The 19,392-nt window shown below is 36.7% G+C and carries 18 protein-coding genes and 2 tRNA genes; 1 reads left to right on the top strand and 19 read right to left on the bottom strand.

The window, feature by feature from the left end; genetic code table 11:
• Window positions 1-284: 284 nt before the first annotated feature.
• From ACT5E3_RS09045 to ACT5E3_RS08985, 13 genes are all read right to left on the bottom strand, one after another.
• Window positions 285-361: transfer RNA gene (locus tag ACT5E3_RS09045), tRNA-Arg, on the bottom strand.
• 139 nt (window positions 362-500) lie between these two features.
• A tRNA-Ser gene (locus ACT5E3_RS09040) sits at window positions 501-592 on the bottom strand.
• 120 nt (window positions 593-712) lie between these two features.
• A complete protein-coding gene (gene csrA, locus ACT5E3_RS09035; protein ID WP_353896571.1) occupies window positions 713-898 on the bottom strand; it encodes a carbon storage regulator CsrA in 186 nt (61 codons plus the stop codon).
• 161 nt (window positions 899-1,059) lie between these two features.
• On the bottom strand, window positions 1,060-3,657 hold the full coding sequence (gene alaS / locus ACT5E3_RS09030) for an alanine--tRNA ligase (protein ID WP_444998591.1): 2,598 nt from the start codon (window positions 3,655-3,657) through the stop codon (window positions 1,060-1,062).
• Window positions 3,647-4,159, bottom strand: a complete 513-nt coding sequence (locus tag ACT5E3_RS09025) for a regulatory protein RecX (RefSeq protein ID WP_444997981.1) — start codon at window positions 4,157-4,159, stop codon at window positions 3,647-3,649. The genes alaS and ACT5E3_RS09025 overlap by 11 nt, the downstream gene beginning before the upstream one ends.
• Window positions 4,160-4,293: 134 nt before the next feature.
• Complete coding sequence (locus tag ACT5E3_RS09020) at window positions 4,294-4,887, bottom strand: DUF4136 domain-containing protein (protein ID WP_444997980.1); 594 nt, start codon at window positions 4,885-4,887, stop codon at window positions 4,294-4,296.
• A 279-nt stretch (window positions 4,888-5,166) separates the two neighbouring features.
• Window positions 5,167-6,612 (bottom strand): bifunctional 2-methylcitrate dehydratase/aconitate hydratase, encoded by a 1,446-nt coding sequence (locus ACT5E3_RS09015; protein ID WP_444997979.1) that lies wholly within the window; start codon window positions 6,610-6,612, stop codon window positions 5,167-5,169.
• 79 nt (window positions 6,613-6,691) lie between these two features.
• The gene (gene prpC / locus ACT5E3_RS09010) at window positions 6,692-7,840 is read right to left on the bottom strand and encodes a bifunctional 2-methylcitrate synthase/citrate synthase (protein WP_444997978.1); all 1,149 of its coding nucleotides are present in this window, start codon (window positions 7,838-7,840) and stop codon (window positions 6,692-6,694) included.
• A 2-nt stretch (window positions 7,841-7,842) separates the two neighbouring features.
• Complete coding sequence (prpB, locus tag ACT5E3_RS09005) at window positions 7,843-8,733, bottom strand: methylisocitrate lyase (protein WP_444997977.1); 891 nt, start codon at window positions 8,731-8,733, stop codon at window positions 7,843-7,845.
• Window positions 8,734-8,781: 48 nt separating this feature from the next.
• Complete coding sequence (locus ACT5E3_RS09000; protein WP_444997976.1) at window positions 8,782-10,083, bottom strand: pyruvate dehydrogenase complex dihydrolipoamide acetyltransferase; 1,302 nt, start codon at window positions 10,081-10,083, stop codon at window positions 8,782-8,784.
• Between the two features lie 18 nt (window positions 10,084-10,101).
• On the bottom strand, window positions 10,102-12,459 hold the full coding sequence (locus ACT5E3_RS08995; RefSeq protein WP_444997975.1) for a hypothetical protein: 2,358 nt from the start codon (window positions 12,457-12,459) through the stop codon (window positions 10,102-10,104).
• Complete coding sequence (locus ACT5E3_RS08990) at window positions 12,446-12,991, bottom strand: OsmC family protein (RefSeq protein ID WP_444997974.1); 546 nt, start codon at window positions 12,989-12,991, stop codon at window positions 12,446-12,448. Before ACT5E3_RS08990 ends, ACT5E3_RS08995 begins: the two co-directional genes overlap by 14 nt.
• Before the next feature lie 13 nt (window positions 12,992-13,004).
• A complete protein-coding gene (locus ACT5E3_RS08985; protein WP_444997973.1) occupies window positions 13,005-14,306 on the bottom strand; it encodes a trans-sulfuration enzyme family protein in 1,302 nt (433 codons plus the stop codon).
• Between the two features lie 251 nt (window positions 14,307-14,557).
• Here ACT5E3_RS08985 and ACT5E3_RS08980 point away from each other — a divergent pair, with 251 nt between their 5' ends.
• The gene (locus tag ACT5E3_RS08980) at window positions 14,558-16,105 is read left to right on the top strand and encodes a sigma 54-interacting transcriptional regulator (RefSeq protein WP_444997972.1); all 1,548 of its coding nucleotides are present in this window, start codon (window positions 14,558-14,560) and stop codon (window positions 16,103-16,105) included.
• Between the two features lie 56 nt (window positions 16,106-16,161).
• On the opposite strand, the gene ACT5E3_RS08975 is transcribed toward ACT5E3_RS08980, so the two are convergent.
• The 6 genes from ACT5E3_RS08975 to ACT5E3_RS08950 form a co-directional block, all read right to left on the bottom strand.
• Entirely contained in the window at window positions 16,162-16,389 is a 228-nt protein-coding gene (locus ACT5E3_RS08975; protein WP_444997971.1) for a hypothetical protein, read from the bottom strand.
• A gap of 167 nt (window positions 16,390-16,556) precedes the next feature.
• Entirely contained in the window at window positions 16,557-16,949 is a 393-nt protein-coding gene (locus ACT5E3_RS08970) for a hypothetical protein (protein WP_444997970.1), read from the bottom strand.
• Between the two features lie 44 nt (window positions 16,950-16,993).
• Window positions 16,994-17,320 (bottom strand): YbjQ family protein, encoded by a 327-nt coding sequence (locus ACT5E3_RS08965; protein WP_444997969.1) that lies wholly within the window; start codon window positions 17,318-17,320, stop codon window positions 16,994-16,996.
• Window positions 17,321-17,517: 197 nt separating this feature from the next.
• On the bottom strand, window positions 17,518-17,877 hold the full coding sequence (locus ACT5E3_RS08960) for a hypothetical protein (RefSeq protein ID WP_444997968.1): 360 nt from the start codon (window positions 17,875-17,877) through the stop codon (window positions 17,518-17,520).
• A 509-nt stretch (window positions 17,878-18,386) separates the two neighbouring features.
• Window positions 18,387-18,812 carry a hypothetical protein gene (locus ACT5E3_RS08955; protein ID WP_444997967.1) on the bottom strand — a complete coding sequence of 142 codons (426 nt, stop codon included), beginning with the start codon at window positions 18,810-18,812 and terminating at the stop codon, window positions 18,387-18,389.
• Between the two features lie 241 nt (window positions 18,813-19,053).
• Window positions 19,054-19,377 (bottom strand): hypothetical protein, encoded by a 324-nt coding sequence (locus ACT5E3_RS08950; RefSeq protein WP_444997966.1) that lies wholly within the window; start codon window positions 19,375-19,377, stop codon window positions 19,054-19,056.
• Window positions 19,378-19,392: the final 15 nt, after the last annotated feature.

Raw genomic sequence — 19,392 nt, 5'->3', positions numbered from 1 at the left:
TTGTATCAAAAATTCAATTAAATAAAGCGAATACAAAAAGAAAAATTTAGATAAGAAAGTATTTATACTTAATTTCCGTAGTTTCAGTATTGATAAAAAGCCAGGTCGAAATCAACTTTTTAAAATAATCAGCAAAAACCATATTATAAAGCCAAATATATTTTCTTATTAAAATACCAAATAGAGTAAGATTTTTAGACTAAATTCAGTAAAAATGAAATATTCAAAAATTGATTGGGATAAAAGACAAAAGGCCTGTGATTTCTCACAAGCCTTTAGCTATATGGCGCGCATGGAAGGAGTCGAACCTCCGACCGCCTGGTTCGTAGCCAGGTACTCTATCCAGCTGAGCTACATGCGCGTAATATTTTCACGTCCTGTGAAAGGAGCGGTATTATCCTTTTCGAACTAATAATTGTCAATGATAATATAAATAATATCATCAACATTTATCCTTTAATTTACCGCCTCAACAAATTAACAACAAAGTTTATAGTAAATGGCGGAGAGAGAGGGATTCGAACCCTCGATGGGCTATAAAACCCATACTCCCTTAGCAGGGGAGCGCCTTCAGCCGCTCGGCCATCTCTCCAAAAATTAACAATAAACTTGCTGCTTTTTGCGGGGGTGAATACTACCTGATTAAACGCAAAAATCAATAACTTTTTACAATAAAATCAGACTCACTTCTATTGATATGAATAATGATTAATTATTCGTCAGATGACATTTCTTTTTCGCGTTGGATTCGCATATAAATTTCTTCACGATGAACAGAAACTTCTTTTGGTGCATTCACACCAATACGAACCTGGTTGCCTTTAACCCCCAGAACTGTCACTGTAACTTCATCACCAATCATTAATGTTTCGCCAACACGACGAGTTAAAATTAACATTGCCAATCTCCTCAAAAATTTGGCTGTATTTAAAAACGCGTCCTACTAGTATGTGATTCCCTACAAAAAGGTGCGCAATTATAACAATAGACTATTTCATAGTCACTGTATTAATTTTATTTGTTTAAAAACTTAATAAAAAATACTTTTTCGCTCACTTATTAACCTGATTGTTCACTAATCCAAAGCTTAACCCAGGCTAAAGCCTCATCAAGCTTATTTAAATTAGTTCCGCCACCTTGCGCCATATCGGGTCTTCCACCACCACGACCATCAAGCATTGCAGCTAACTCTTTCATTAGATTGCCTGCATGATAACGCGAAGTCAGATCTTTTGTCACACCTGTAATAAGACTAATTTTACCTTCAACTTCAGCAGCCAGAGCTATTACCCCACTACCTATCTTACTTTTTAGTTGATCGCTCAGTTCTCTTAACCCCTTTGCATCAACACCTTCTACTTTAACAGCTAATAGGTTAACTTCGCCAATAACTTCTACCTGACTTAGCAAATTTCCACCTTGAGATGATGAAATTTTTGATTTCAATTTATCAATCTCACGATCTTGCTTTTTAGATTTGATTATTAGTTGCTCAACTTTTTCACTTAATGATAATCGATCAGTTTTCAAAGATGATGCTAGCTGATTAATTAACCATCCTTGTTTTTGAGTATACTCAACAGCACTATCCCCTGTAATCGCTTCTATACGCCTAACGCCCGAAGCAATTCCTTGCTCTCCAATTATTTTAAATATTCCTATTTCTCCAGTTCTTTTAACATGAGTACCGCCGCATAATTCTACAGAAAAATCTGACATACTTAATACACGAACCTTATCACCATATTTTTCATCGAACAGCATCATTGCACCAAGTTTTTTCGCCTCATCGATTGACGTTAGTCGAGTTTCAACTAAATGATTAGTTCTAATTTGCTGATTAACCAATTGTTCTATTTTATATAATTCTTCTTCAGTTACTGCAACAGGGTGTGAAAAATCAAAGCGCAATCTTTGACTATCAACCAATGAACCTTTTTGTTGAACATGTTCGCCCAATATTTTACGTAAGGCAGCATGTAATAGATGGGTGGCTGAATGATTAAGTGCAGTGTCCTGTCTTTCTTTTTCGTCTATTTTTGCATTTAATAGATCGGCTTTTTTAATCGTTCCTCGACGGACAATACCACGATGTAAAAATGCATCTTGTATTTTTACTGTATCTTGAACTTCAAACTCTACACCATCAGCATATAACAAGCCTTTATCACCGACTTGACCACCTGACTCAGCATAAAAAGGGGTTGAATCTAATACAACACCCGCTTTAGTACCAACAGTCGCAGCATCAACAACACCTCCATTAACAATCACTTCTTGTACATTTGACTCGCTTGAAGATTGCTCATAGCCTAAAAACTCAGTCTGCGTAGCCACTTCAATGTTATCATTATAATCAGTGCCAAATTGGCTACCTTCTCTGGCTCGTCTTCTTTGCTCTTCCATACAAACATTAAAACCATTTAAATCAACCGTTAATGCTCTTTCTCTGGCTATATCGGCTGTTAAATCAACAGGAAAGCCATAAGTATCATAGAGTTTAAATAATGTTTTCCCTTGTATTTCAGTCCCTTGTAACTCAGCGATATCTTGCTCTAATATCTTCATACCTTGTTCAAGAGTACGTGCAAACTGCTCTTCTTCTTTAAGTAATATATCAGTAATATAAGATTGTTTTTCAGTTAGCAAAGGGTAAGCAGCTCCCATTTGTTCAACTAAACCTTCAACCAATTGATTGAAAAAATTACCGGTTGCTCCTAATTTGTTGCCATGTCGAATTGCACGTCGAATAATCCGTCTTAGAACATATCCTCGCCCTTCATTACTTGGTATTACGCCATCGAGAATGAGAAATGAGCAAGAGCGTATATGATCAGCTACGACTCTTAATGATTGATTAGAATAATCAGTCGTATTTAAAATTTTGGCAATAAACTGAATTAAATTGGCAAACAAATCTATTTGGTAATTATTGTGCACATGCTGCATCACTGCTGCAATTCTCTCCAATCCCATTCCAGTATCTACTGACGGCTTAGGTAAAGGCGTCATTTGACCATTTTTACTCCGGTTAAACTGCATAAAAACCAGATTCCAGATTTCAATATAGCGATCACCGTCTTCTTCAGGCGTACCCGGAGGCCCACCGTCAACCGACTCACCATGATCATAAAAAATCTCACTACATGGCCCACATGGCCCGGTATCACCCATTGCCCAAAAATTATCCTTATCACCAAGCCTAGAAAAACGAGCTTGATCAATACCGATTTCATTAAACCAAATATCTTCAGACTCTTTATCTTCATGGTGAACAGTTACCCACAATTTTTCTTGAGGTAATTGAAGTTCTTTGGTTAGAAAGTCCCAAGCAAACCGAATCGCTTCTTTTTTAAAGTAATCACCAAAGCTAAAATTACCTAACATCTCAAAAAATGTATGGTGACGAGCGGTATAGCCAACATTTTCCAAATCATTATGTTTACCTCCCGCTCTTACACATCGCTGAGAGCTAGTCGCTCTGGTATAGTTTCTTTTTTCTGTTCCTAAAAAGCAGTCTTTAAATTGAACCATGCCTGCATTAGTAAATAATAAAGTCGGATCATTTCCTGGAACCAAAGAACTCGAATCGACACGCTGATGTCCATTTTTTTCAAAATAAGCTAAAAAAGCTTCACGAATTTGACTACTCGTCATACTCACTAGTGGATACTCCCATCACAAAATATTTTTCTATCGACTCTCTGATTTCTGTACCAGAAAATCCTCTGTATCTTAAAAAGCGTTCTAATTTTTGCTGCGCTTTGATATCGTTTATTAATAAAGTGCTCACTTTCTTTTTAGTCGCCTGATTACATATAGTTTGCCAGCAAATATCTGCAGCCTCTAAAGCTTGGCTTACCATTTCATCTGGTATACCTTTCTGCCTTAATTCGAACCGAATTCTAGCGGCTCCAATCCCCTTCTCAGACTTAGAACGAAGGTAAGACTCACAAAAACGATTATTACTTAACCAGTTGTTTTCTAAAAGAAAAGAAATAATTTGTTGAGCTTCTTGGGGCGAATAATTTTTACTTATAAGCTTATCTTGAATTAACTTTTCGCTATATTCACGAACTCCCAGCAAACGACAGGCATAAGATATACCCTTGTTTATCCGTCTTTTTTTTAATGAAGCATCAACAGGTTGTTCAATCATGGCTTCTATTCTAATCGATGACCTAATAATCATCTAGTGCCAAATCATAGAGATAGCAGTAATTTAATAGCTAAGATATTGATCTTAGCTATGATAACTACTTTTAATAGGAATAAATCTTATTCAGACAAACGCTATTCTTGGATAACGGCTCCAGGAGGGAAACTTGATAACATTGCTTGAGCATTAGCTAAAGCCGCTGTTGTACGTTCTTCAGGTGACTTATTTTTATAGATATCTAATGTACTAGAAACCGTTCCTCGCCAAATAACTTGCTCTTTGACCGGGTCAACAATATCTAACACTAAAGTTCCTATCTTTCTTTCAGTCACAACAGTCGTTGAACTATGTGGCCACCCGTAAAAATGAGGGTGAAAACTGTCGTAAAAAAATGGTCGATAACCCCATGTACTATAAAAGCGATCAACATCAACTTTTTTATCCGTCACGGTATGAGTTTTCAATAAAAAAGTAGGCTTTTCAGTAGCCGAGACTTTATTGAACCCTTTACGATTCAATATAGTCTCTATTGCATTTAATTGACGCTTACTTTCTAAGGTTATTACTTTTTTATCATCAGATTTAGCTTCTATCCATGCATAAGTTGTTAGCTGATTAAAATTAAAGGCCGTATCATAATCGCTGGTCACTCGTGGTTTTATAGCACATGCAGATACCATTAATAAGGCTAACAATACAAATTGTGACTTCAAACTAATGAAACGCATAGTTTTCTCCAAACAAATAAAATACCAACTATTAAAAACTAATTTTAACAGTATATCGTTTTTAACATCTAGAGCCTAATGTACTGTAGATAGTCAATAGTAGCAACCCAAGTCTGAATATAGGCTGAATAGACAGTTAAAAGTTTAATGAGAAGCATATTAAAAAATAAAAAAAAGCCACTCAATCGAGTGGCCAAAAGTTACTAGACTACTAGTTCTAGTAAGTAGCATATCCATCCTTAGATAACCAATAAACCAATAAACCAATAAAATATTTACTTAAATTGCTAATAAACTCATAAACTCATTCACCGGTAGAGACTCAAAACCGTCTTTATTATTACATACTCTAATAATTTGTTCGGCATGCTTACTTGGAAAACGTGTTTTCACATTACGCTCAAATTTAGCTTGTAACACAGGAATACCTTCATCTCGTCGAAATTTGTGTCCGATAGGGTATTCAACTTCAACTTTGTCAGTAGAGCTACCATCTTTAAAGAAAATTTGCATCGCATTGGCAATACTACGTTTTTCAGTATCGAGATACTCTTCGGTGTAGCGCTTATCTTCTTCCACAACCATCTTTTCTCTCAACACATCAATTCTTGGATCAGCAGCAACATCAGCCTCATAATGATCCGCTTCTAGCTGGCCAAATATCAACCCTATAGCCACCATATATTGTAAGCAGTGATCACGATCAGCTGGATTATGTAACTCACCTTTCTTACTAATAATTCTAATTGCAGACTCATGGGTTGTTAATTCGACCCGTTCTATATCATCAAGACGATTAACAACCTGACTATGTAACTTCATTGCACATTCAACAGCTGTTTGGGCATGGAATTCGGCAGGAAATGAAATTTTAAAAAGAATGTTGTCCATGACATATTCACCATAAGGACGCTGAAACTTAAACGCCTTACCGCCAAACAAAACATCATAAAATCCCCAGTTTTTAGCCGTTAGTACGCCGGGATACCCCATTTCACCCGTTTGTGTGATTAAAGCTAAACGTACTGCTCGACTGGTTGCATCACCAGCAGCCCACGACTTTCTAGAACCTGCATTAGGCGTGTGGCGATAAGTACGTAAACTTTGCCCATCAACTAAAGCCTGAGAAACGGCATCCATGATCATTTCTCGATCGCCACCAAGCATGTGCGCAATGACCGCCGTTGATGCTAGCTTAACTAACACAACATGATCCAAACCAACCCGATTAAAACTATTTTCCAGAGCCATTACCCCTTGGATCTCATGTGCTTTAATCATTGCTGTTAACACATCTTTCATGTTTAACGGCGCTTTCCCCTCGGCAACAGCTTGGCGAGATAAATAATCAGCCATAGCTAAAATTCCCCCCATATTATCTGAAGGATGTCCCCACTCAGCCGCTAGCCATGTATCATTAAAATCTAACCACCGAATAATGCAGCCAATATCAAAAGCCGCCTTAACAGGATCCATTTCAAATTGCGTACCAGGTACTCTTGCACCATGAGGAACACTAGTTCCTGGTACAATTGGCCCTAAGTGCTTAGTACACTCAGGATACCTTAAAGCAAGCAAACCACATCCTAATGTATCCATTAAACAATAACGTGCGGTGTCATAGACATGATCATTTTCAACCACATAATCGGTAACATAAGCCGCAATATCTTTAATCGGTTGATCATAATCAGGCTTAATATTTGACTCTACATTTGCACTCATTTACTACTCCAACTTTTCTCAAATAACCCATCACTTTTTCATAAAGCAATAGATATAAAAAATAAACTTGTTAACAGAATTAACGACTCTCGATTGAAACCCACTCTTTATTTTCCGGACCTATGTAATTAGCACTAGGACGAATAATTTTTCCATCATTTCGTTGTTCCATAATATGTGCAGCCCAACCGGTCACTCGAGACATAACAAAAATAGGCGTAAACATTGCTGTCGGAATACCCATTTGGTTATAAGAAACCGCCGAGAACCAATCTAGGTTAGGAAACATTTTCTTTTCATTCCACATAACAGATTCTAATCTCTCGGCAATATTAAAAAGATTCATATCGCCTTGAGAATCAGACAAGGAACGCGCTACTTTTTTAATGACTTCATTTCTTGGGTCTGATACCGTGTAGACAGGATGTCCAAAACCAATAACAATTTCTTTTCTTGCAATACGAGCTTTTATATCGGCTTCTGCATCATCTGGTGTGGCATAACGTTTTTGAATTTCTAATGCGACTTCATTTGCACCACCATGTTTTGGTCCTCGTAATGCCCCTATCGCGCCACTAATTGAAGAGTAAATATCCGCTCCTGTTCCAGCGATTACTCGACCAGTAAAAGTTGATGCATTAAACTCATGTTCAGCATAAAGAATTAAAGAAGTGTGCATTGCACGTTCCCATAACTCACTTGGTTTTTCCCCGTGTAATAAATTTAAAAAGTGGGCACCAATAGAGTTATCATCAGTTTCAACATCAATACGTTTACCATTGTGACTAAAGTGATACCAATACAATAACATCGAACCAAGTGATGCTAATAGACGATCGGAAATGTCTTTCGCATCAGCCTGAGCTTGCGCTTCTTTTTCTGGTAACACAGTTCCTAAAACAGAACACCCTGTTCTTAAAACATCCATTGGATGAGCTGAAGCAGGAATCGCTTCAAGTACAGTTTTCACAACATCAGGTAAGCCACGCAAAGATTTTAATTTACGTTTATAATTAATTAATTCAGCTTGGGTTGGCAAACGCTCATGAATCAATAAGTGTGCAATTTCTTCAAATTCTGCCGTTTCAGCAAAATCTAAAATATCATAGCCACAATAAGCTAAATCATTACCAGAACGGCCTACCGTACAGAGTGCAGTATTACCGGCAGCAATACCTGAAAGGGCAACGGATTTTTTAGGTTTTGGTAAATTGGAAGTTTCTGTCATTGTTACTTTTCCTTATTGTCAGCAAATAATTGATCAAGTTTCTGTTCGTATTGGTGATAGTTCAAATAGCTATATAGCTCCTCACGCGTTTGCATAATGTCAACAACACCGCGTTGATGCCCATCACTAATTAAAGCTTTATAAAATGTTTCTGCTCCTTTATTCATTGCTCGATAAGCACCACAACAATAAAGCACAATATCGACTCCGACTTCTGATAACTCAGAACTGGAAAATAATGGTGTCTGTCCAAACTCAGTAATATTCGCTAATATCGGCGCATCAATATTAGCTTTAAGTTTTGAGTATTGTTCCAGTTGATTAACCGCTTCAGGAAAAATCATATCAGCGCCCGCTTCTAAACAAGCATTAGCACGATCAATTGCAGATTGAATGCCTTCTACTGCAAGCGCATCCGTTCTGGCCATAATGACAAAACTTTCATCAACTCGAGAATCAACCGCAATTTTAATTCTGTCGACCATTTCCTGGATCGAAACAATTTCTTTACCAGGACGATGCCCACAACGCTTTGCAGCAACTTGATCTTCAATGTGACAACCTGCCGCACCAAACTTAATTAACGAACGAATGGTTCGAGCAATATTAAAAGCGCCACCAAATCCAGTATCAGCATCAACCATCAAAGGTAAATCACAAACATCAGTAATGCGACGAACATCGGTCAGTACATCGTCAATAGTACTAATACCTAAATCAGGCATGCCGAGTGAATTAGCAGCCACACCGCCACCCGATAAATAAATTGCTTTATGCCCCGCTTGTTTAGCCATATGTGCGGTAAAAGCATTGATTGTTCCAACCAATTGTAATGGATTTCCAAGAGCGATAGCTTCTCTAAATTGTGCACCAGCGCTATTTGAAGTTGTCATAAGACGGCTCCTTAATAAAATGAATGATAAAAAATCTAAACACTATACTTACAGCATTAGCTCTAAAGGATTTTCTAAAATATGTTTTATACGGTTAACTAACCTAGCACCAGTAACACCATCAACACAGCGATGATCCATTGCTAAAGTAATTGTCATCAACTGTTTAATACTAATCTCCCCCGACTCAATAACAGGCTTTTGTTCAGCAGCTCCGACTGACAAAATTCCTGATTGGGGCGGATTAATAATTGAAGTGAACTCTCGAATTCCAAACATTCCTAAATTCGATATTGTAAAAGTTCCTCCCTGAAATTCATTCGGCTTTAGAGTACCCGCTTTTGCTTTTTCAACTAAATCAGAACAGTTTTGACTAATTTCTCTTAAACCTTTTTTCAAGCAAGATTTAACAACGGGCGTAATCAAACCACCATCAATTGCTACTGCGATTGAAATATCAACATCAGAAAACTGTAAAATTTTGTCGTTATCCCACATTACATTTGCATCAGGAACTTGTTTTAATGCCAAGGCTACCGCCTTCACAATAAAGTCATTAACTGTTAATTTTTTTTCATTACCGTTACGTTCATTAATGTCTTTGCGTAAAGCCAGTAATGGGTCCAAAACACAATCAACAGACATATAAAAATGTGGAATGTACTGACTTGATTTAGATAAGCGATCAGCAACTGTTTTACGCATACCAGAAAGCGACACTTCTTCAAATGAAGGAAGCAATTCACGTACTACTTCAAATTGGTAATCAACATGGTTCTCAGACATTACAGGTATAATCGGTTCATTAATTCCTAAAGCTTTACGAATATCGTCTTTAGTAATTTGCCCTCGCTCACCGGAACCATTAATTTTAGAAACATCAACCCCCGATTGGTAAGCCATACGCCTAGCAATTGGAGAAATTTTGGTATCAGATTGGATCTCTCTAACCAATCTTTCTGTCGGTTCTTCCTTTGCTAACGCAGTAATAGCTGCATTAGCCACAGCCACACTAACCGACTCATTGACCTGCACAGTGGTTTCATTAACAGTATCGCTACCAACAACTTTAAGCTCAGGTGTAACCTGAATTTTTTCGACCAACTCACCTCCCGCAGCTAAAGTAGCAATCACACTACCGACCGGAATATCTCCTGTACCTTCCGTCACTAAAAGTTCTTTTATTACCCCAGCAACTGTCGACTCATATTCAACAGTGACTTTATCTGTTTCAATTTCAGCAACAATATCACCAATATTAATACTATCCCCTATAGCTACATTCCAGCGAGAAATCATTCCCGCAGTCATAGTCGGAGATAATTCTGGCATTAAGATTTCATTAGACATATTTTCTATCTCCACAAATTATTTCATATAAGCTCTGGCACAAGCATTAAGAATTGCCTCTGCATCAATCTGATAGTGCTTAAATAAATCTGGAATATCGCCAGACTGACCAAACTGAGTCACTCCTAAACTCTGTGCACGATGGCCATAAACACTTCCCAACCAAGATAAAGTTGCAGGATGACTATCACACACACTCACTATCGTGGCATTAGGTGATAGAGGAGCTAATAGATTTTCAACACTTGATGGCACAGAAGAAAAATCTCTCACTTTATTTTGCCACTCGTTATAAAGTCGATCGGCAGAAGTAACAGCCAGCAAACCAGCCCCAGGAATATCTTGAATCAGCTCTTCCCAAGCGATTATTGCTTCAGGGGCAACCACACCTGTATAAGCAATAACAATAGTTGTATTTTCTGCTGGTTTTTTGAGCCAATATCCTCCTTCGATGATGCCCGCTTTTAATTCTGCATCCATATTTCTTTGTGGCTGTTCAATGGTTCGAGTCGATAAACGAAAGTAAATTGAATTGCCTTGTGGTTGCTGTACATAATCTAACGACCAATTCATTAATACCGTTAATTCATCAGCAAATGCTGGCTCAAAATAAGTTAATTTATCTTGAGCCATTGCTATCATTGGCGTGTTAAAAGATTGGTGAGCGCCTCCTTCAGGTGCTAATGCAATACCTGAAGGTGTTGCCGCTAAAATAAATCGAGCATCTTGATAACAGGCATAATTTAACGCATCTAACCCACGGCATATAAAAGGATCATATAGCGTTCCGATAGGAATTAATTTACTACCAAAATGCTTTGCAGTTAAACCTAACGAACTCAAAATAGTAAATAAATTACTTTCAGCAATACCCAGTTCAATATGTTGACCAACTGGAGACTGAATCCACTTAATAGGTGAAGGGACATTTTCATCTCGAAAAGTATCTTGTTTAGCATTCGTATGATAAACACCACGCTTATTCAACCAGGCACTTAAGTTAGTTGAAGAAGCAACATCTGGCGAAGTAGTAACAATGCGACTAGCAATTTCCTCTTGGCGATTTGAAAGTTCTTGCATTAACTTTCCGAAAACAACTTGCGTAGAAACTTGATTACCCGCAGGTACTTTTAAGTCACTAAAAGTATAAACATCACCTATAGCATCGTATTTTTTTCTTTGTAAAAACTCAACACTAGAAAAAAATGACATCATTTCTTTAGCGTTAATCGACATGCCAGAAAACTTATCCCACTCATCACCTTCCGCAATATTCAACTGCTCTTTAAACTGTTGAATTTGTGGTGCAGTCATTTGTCCAGAGTGATTATCTTTATGTCCAGCTAAAGGCAACCCCCAACCTTTAACGGTATAAGCAATAAAACAAACGGGCGTTTCATCGGTGATTTTTTCAAACTCTTCGATCACATACTCTAGATCATGGCCGCCTAGATTTGTCATCAATGCTTGCAGCTCAACATCATCATAATTTTTTAAGAACTGTGCTAAACCTTTAGTTCCTTTAAGATCTTTTTCTAAACGTGCTCTCCAAGCATCACCACCTTTAAAGGTTAGTGCCGAATAAAGTTGATTAGGACAGGTATCGATCCATTTTTTAAGTGCACTACCAGCAGGACCAGCAAATGCTTTTTGCATTTTTTTACCATATTTTAAAGTAACAACGTTCCATCCCACACTATCAAAAAAATCTTGAATACGCTGAAAAAGTTCATCACTAATGACGCCATCTAAACTTTGTCGATTATAGTCAACAATCCACCAAGTATTTTTAACATCTTTTTTCCAACCTTCTAACAAAGCTTCATAAATATTTCCTTCATCAAGCTCAGCATCACCTAATAAAGCAATCATCTTCCCTTTTTTTAAAGATGCATCGACTAAACCATGATCAAACAAATAGTCTTGAGCAATCGCAGAAAATAAAGTCGCAGCAACACCTAAACCAACAGATCCAGTTGAAAAATCAACATCATCTTTATCTTTAGTTATAGAAGGATAAGATTGCGCCCCACCAAATGAACGAAAATTTTCTAGTTGCTCTAACGATTGATTTCCCAGTAAATATTGAATTGCATGAAACACTGGAGAAGCATGAGGCTTAACAGCAACTTTATCTTCGGCTTTTAATAGGTGAAAATAAAGCGCTGTCATAATCGTTACAAGAGAGGCAGATGACGCTTGGTGTCCACCAACTTTCACCCCATCTCTCGACGGCCTTATATGATTAGCGTTATGAATCATCCAACTAGCTAACCAAAGTACTTTTTTTTCTAACTCAAGTAGCACTTCTAAATTTAAAGCTTTTTTCTGGGCTTGCTGATTTTTGACCCTTGTCTTTAGTTTACGATTCTCCAATTTTTAAACTCCCCTGAATATCCACGCCGTTCTGAATAGTCATTGCATTTGGGCTATGGCTGACCGCTTTTTCACGAAGTATTTCAAATTGTTCAGGTGTACCATCACCAATCACTTCAATTTCATATTCAATTTTTTCAAACGCAATTGGAGCACCTTCGCGTGCACCTAAAAAACCAGCAAGATCAATTTGTCCTTTAACAGAAACTTTAAGCGATTCCAGTTGAATTTCCATCAATGATGCTCCAACAGTAAAACCAACAGAAATACAAGCCCCCAAAGCAGACAGTAAATATTCACTAGGATTTGGAGCATGATTAGTACCTAACAATTGCCTAGGCTCATCAATAACCCAAGAAAAATCACGACTCACCTTATGCGGACCAACTTCCATTGGCAGCGTGTTAACCACAAAACGAGTACCACTTTGCCAGTTAAGTTCAACCCCAAAGCTGCTTACTCCTTCTTCCGGCTTTTCTTTTACTTCGTTAACAAATTCACTTAAAGCTGAAACTGAAATATTATTACGCATTTTATGCTCCTGTTTATTCTGCTAATTTTGCTAATGCTTGTTCAAAGTCATTAATTAAATCTTGTGGATCTTCAATACCTACTGAGAGGCGAACACACCCAGGAAAAATTCCCATGTCTTCTCTTTGTTTATTAGTAAACGAAGCTTGTGAAGAATTGAATGGCAAACTGACTAAAGACTCAACGCCACCTAAACTGGTCGCTGACTTCACATACTTCAAATGTTTAAGTAGTTGTAAAGCAGCTTGGTCACCACCCTCAACAACAAAAGAGATCATTCCCCCACCCAGCTTTAATTGTTTGAGAGCTAACTCGGCATCAGGGTAAGATGGTAATTTTGGATAGATGACATTTTTAACCTGTTTGTGGTTATCAAGATATTTTGCTAAAGCATAAGCTGACTCTTCATGGGCTCTCATTCGAATGCTTAATGTTTTTAAACCTCGCTCTAACAGGTAACTTGCATGTGGATCAAGATTACCGCCAAAGTTAAGTAACTTCGGCCACACCATATCAACTAACTTTCGACTTCCAACAACAACACCAGCAATTAAATCGCTATGGCCATTTAAATATTTAGAAGCTGAGTGCACAACTAAATCAACTCCCCAGTCAAGTGGACGACATGCAATTGGGGTCACAAAGGTTGCATCAATAATCGTTCTTAAATGATGTTTTTTTGCAATGGCAACTAACTTTTCTAAATCAGCTAACTTTAATAGAGGGTTAGTTAATGCTTCAAAATAAAGCACCTGAGTATTTGGTTGAATTGCGGCCTCGATTGCATCAAAATCACTAGGATCAACATAAGTTGTTGACATACCCCAGTTAGGAAAATCATGATTAAATAAACTGTGTGTTCCACCATAAAGTTCGTTTGACGCAACGACGTGCCCACCTTTATCAACCAAAGCCATAACCGCCGCAGTAATCGCCGCCATACCAGAACTGAAAACCAGTGCCGATTCAGCATTTTCTAACGCCGCTATTTTTTGTTGTACAGCCCATTGGTTTGGGTTTCCATAACGACTATAAATAAAACGATCTCTAGCATGACCTTGTTCGATTGAATCATACTGATCGTTATCTAATAAAAAAGTCGAGGTTTGATAAATGGGTGTGCCAACAGCCCCTGTTTTTTCATCATCTGTTGTACCGGCATGAACCGCTTTAGTTGAAAACCCGGTTCCATCAAAACTTTTATAATCTAAACCGGGGCCAGCATTACGTGTTCTTTTGAGATCACCTGACCAAGAAGGATTTCCAGCCAGAGCACTTTTGCTACGCTTATCACCTCTTACATGATTTACTTTCATAAAATTATCCGTCACAAAGTTTTGCCTCATTGATTGGTATTGAGACTATTTAAGCAAAATTTAGGCCAACTTTATTTTTCCTTATTTATCAATAAGTTAGAAAAACAAAAATTAATACCAAGCAATCCAATGTAATATTTTTATTACAACAAATAATCAGTAACAGATTGATTCCCTTAAAAATAAAGGCTTGAAGAACAGATAGAGTATTCGTTAATATATGTAATACATATATTACGCGTAATAAATTTATGACAAATCATCAGACGATTGATATACAATCTGAAAACCGTTTAGGGATAACTTACGAAATCTTAAGTGTTTTTGCGACTTTGAACATTGATCTTATCGGTTTAGAAATGGAAACACACCACACTTTTGTGCAGTACCACAGCCATGAAGTTAATAAAGATAGCATAACCATTAAACAAAAAATATTACAGATTCCTGGCATCAAAAAAATTATAGATATCGAGTTTTTACCTAGTGAAGCCAAACGGCTCCATTTAGATGCATTATTATCCAATTTGCCTGATCCATTATTTGATATTGATGATTCTGGCAATATTTTAAAAATTAATAATTCAGCGATTGAAACATTAGGCTTAACAGAAGAAGCAATTTACCAACAACCAATTACAAAGTTTTTTTCTGAACCTTTAGATAGGCTGTTGCAACCTAATCATTCTTCATTAGAGTTAACTTGTATGGACACTAACTACTTTGCAGAAATAACACCAATCATTACCCAAAATAAAACGCAAAGCCTGGTCAAAGGTGCTGTAATAACTCTAAAACGACCAGAGAGGTTAGGGCTTACTATCTCCTCAATTCAGCAAAGCCGCTTTCAAGGCAGTACAATTATTGCAGAATCAAGTGAAATGAAAGATATAATCAGCCGCGCCAATCGTTTTTCAGAGTTAGAGCTTCCTATTTTAATAACAGGAGAAACTGGAACCGGTAAAGAAATTCTAGCTAAATCAATTCATGAAAATAGCTCTCGTCAACACAATCCTTTTCTGGCAATTAACTGTGCTGCATTACCCGAAAATTTATTAGAAAGTGAATTATTTGGTTATTCCTCAGGCGCTTTTTCTGGTGCATTGAAAAGTGGTAAACCCGGCCTGTTTGAGTTAGCTAATGGAGGCACTTTATTTCTTGATGAAATAGGAGAAATGTCACCTTATCTTCAAGCAAAGTTATTACGTTTTTTACAAGATTATACTTTTAGAAGATTGGGGAGTAATAAAGAAAGAACGGTTGATGTTAGAATTATTAGTGCGACGCATCGAAAATTAAACACCTTATTTAAAACCAACCAGTTCCGTGAAGATCTTTACTATCGATTAAATGTGTTGAGTTTAATGTTACCACCATTAAGAGAGCGAAAAGGCGACATTAAATTACTTGCTGAACATTTTGTAAAATTAGCAGGTATTCAGGTTAACCGAAAAAACAGCCGTATTAGCAACGAAGCAATTACTCGTTTAGAGGCTCACCATTGGCCCGGAAATATTCGCCAGCTACAAAATTTGATTTTCCGCTCTGTTGCCATATCTAACAATAACTTATTAAGTGCAAATGATTTGTTGTTTAATACTTCTACCCAAAAAAACACGAAAAATGAATCCACAATAGAAGTGACCAATTTAAAACAAGCTGTTGCCGATTATGAGCGTAACTTGCTATCACAAATGATGAACACCTACCCTTCAACCAGACTGCTCGCAGAGAGGTTGAATGTTTCACATAATACAATCGCACTAAAATTGAGGAAATATAAACTGAATAAAAGCTAAATTATTTTCGTTTATCCTCATACAATAAGAAACCTGATTTTTTAACCAGTTAAATATTATGGCTCAATATCCACTAGCTTTCCGTATATTGAGTTAAAGCTAATCCAACCATTAATTCGTCCGATGTTGTTTCCTATTTGATATCGATTACCTTGAATTGCTTTAATTAAATGAAGATACTCGGCTCCATTGACCTTGCAAAGCACAATGTCTCCTTTTTTAAGTTTTGCTTCCTCAACTGGTTCAACAGTACATAATTGTCCTGATTCTATTTTACCTTTCATAGAATTTCCCCTTGGTCTAAAGGAAACAATCTCATTATTTTTTAGTTTCTCTATATAGTGGATTGCCCACCCCATTTATTTTTTCTCCCTTGTTGTTAATATAGCATTATCTGCCTCGGTCAAAGTGCTTTCTCATTGTATCAATTGCTGATACAAAATAAGTAAAACTATAGTTTTTTCTCTAACATTACTCGATCATTTTGAACATAATATATTTTATCAAAATCCCACTTTTTATCGAAAACAAATTCAAATCGAGTTCCGCACTCACATAAAGTCACTCCACCATCATCGTTTTTGGCCTCTACAGTTAGAGTTATCCTATTTACAGTCCCACCAATTTTAGGAGAAAAAATATCATAAGCACCATTAACTTTGGTAAATATAACGACTTTAACTCGATCAGCTTTTTCATCATATTCATAATCAATATAAGATTTATCAACTTTGCTATTACAGTGCTCAACTTTAAAATCGAGATTCATTCCTTCAGCCAGAGATTCTCCCTGCGCTAACTTTCCAGTAATTAGTATTAGAGCAACAAATATAATTTGCTTCATATGATGTACCTTAATATCTTGTGGGCTTCTTTTTTCAGTCCCAGTCAATCATTTTCTTCAGGTTTTGCATGTACCGCTGTACCATAACACAATACTTCCGTAAGACCGTCCATAATTTCATTGGTTTCATATAGAAGACTTATAACTGCATTTGCCCCAAGATTAGATGCTTTAAGGCAAACATCATCAAACGCATCCTGCCTGGTTCTTTCGCATAGTTCGGCATAAATTGAAATATCTCCTCCAAACATCATCTGAATGCTTCCAAAAAAGTTTCCAACAATTGATCTAGAACGAACCTGAATTGACTTTACGACACCAAAATTTTTCTCTATGGAATAGGCGGGAATATAGTTTGCAGTAGAAACCATATGCATTTCTATAGAAGGCTTTATAGATTTAGCTTTCTTTCTTTTTCCAAAATTATTTCCTTTATTTCTTTAACTCTATCGGGCCATTTATCCTTATCAATCGTTTTCAAACTATCGTAGAGTTCTTGCAAGGAATAATTTTTGAAGTTTGACATGAAATTAAATTCCTTTTGTATCTAAAATCTAATTAGAATTCGCTACCTTTTTTCATCATTCTTCAATAACTTGCTAGTAATAAACTGGTCAAGTTTCTCAATTTCTTTTTCTAAAAGCAAGCTAGCTAAATCACTTTTAAGTTTTGGATGGCTACATGATCCCGTTATTTTATTTATAAGTACTCCATGTTCAGAACGTTCAGCGGCCAAACCATGGTGATATGGAATAAACCAATTTTCTCCTTGCTCTTCCGGCTCTCCTAACGCTCCAGCGAAGAATCTAGACTCATGCCGATGATTTCGCCAATACATTTCACCAACAAGCTTCGCCTCTTCGATGGATATTCCATCTTGATAGTCTTGTTGCACAAGCCAACTACGTACAACCTTTGCGTGCTCCAATGTAGACAATCTAAAAATCGAACGTTCATCCGATGCATGAGCCAAACCGAAAAACAGTATGAAATTTAGGAGGATTATAAAGTAGACAAGGTCTCGCATTTTCACCCTTTAACTAACTATTAATTATGTTGTGCATTTTTTGTGTAAACAATCGACTTCTTACTAACAACCAATATGAGATACTTTGCAAACTGTCTATTTAATATATCTTTATCTTTCATGTTTGGTGGCAGCTTAGACATAATCCATGCTGACGGTGCTTTTCCATCTCGACTAAAGTAAAAACAATATAGAACATCGCAAAGATCAATTAAACTAAATTTTAAAGGCCCCAATGCATTATTATACTTTTCGTTGGCTACGAGGTCTAAATAGTTTGAGTTCAAGGACTCCAATCATTATAATGCTAGTCGCCTTAACTGTAAAACTCATAAAAATAATAACTAAGGCTCAAATGTATTTCATAGTTTCCTTATTTAACGTTATTAATACCTCAAACAGTGATTCATCTACTGCCTTATATTGTTGACACTATTCTCAACTTTACAGGAACCGCCAGATTTACACCATATAGCAACAGATAGTCCATTATCATTGTTAATAAATGAGTTCTTCAAATTCCTCACTAATCTACCTATTTTCCATCTAAAATTACAAGTTGCAGATATAGAGTAGATTTTCTCCTTTTCTCTCACGCTGTAATAAGGACACTTCGTCGCGATATGTTTTCCTTTAGTAAACTTATAGATTTTTTCTGCAAAAGCTTTTTTCGCTATATTTTCTGTAACATAAGTTTGTTCTCTAAAGTAAAATCGCTGATACCATTTGTCACCGCCATTATCTACATATGCAGGTTTAACCGACTTAAAAGTTAAACTCTCTCGTAAAATAGTACCATCCAATACTTCAGAATTTCGAGTAAATTTAAACTCCATTGGTAGCCCTTTCGCTAAGTCCAAATAGTTTACTTTATTTGGAACGATACTCTCCGCCAAAAGAGAGAATGAACCAATTGCAAAAGCAATTAAGAAAAACATCTTGCTCAATAGGAACGACTTGGATTTTAGATTCATATCACACCGTTGTTGTCTTAACACTCAATTAAGGCCCGTAGTTGTGCGTCGTTTTTCAATTTCTTGTTAACTCTTCAACGCCTGGAGGGTTTAAGTCATAATCCTAAGGTATAGCAGACCTTCCAAATATGCATTTATCAAAGCATTCTTTCAGCTCTTCATTTTCGAATATGTTTTTCGAAGTACTATATACAGAGTTAGACTCCAATACGAACGTTGCCATGTGTTCCATAAAGAAACGTCTTAGCTCAAACTCAGTTATTAACCCTGTACCAAGAACTGCTAGTATATTTTTACCGCCTTCTTCATTTTTAAGTACTACTAAATACTCGTGTAAGCCTCTTATTTTGTTTTCATGAGGAACATTCAAATCTAATACTCTAGCCATAGCGCCAACACACTTAGTAAAGTCCTTGAATTCTTTCATGTTCGTCTCATAAAG

It is taken from the genome of Aliikangiella litoralis, from assembly GCF_052495765.1.
Note: the sequence above shows the minus strand (reverse complement) of the source record. Positions and strands in the feature narration are given on the sequence as shown.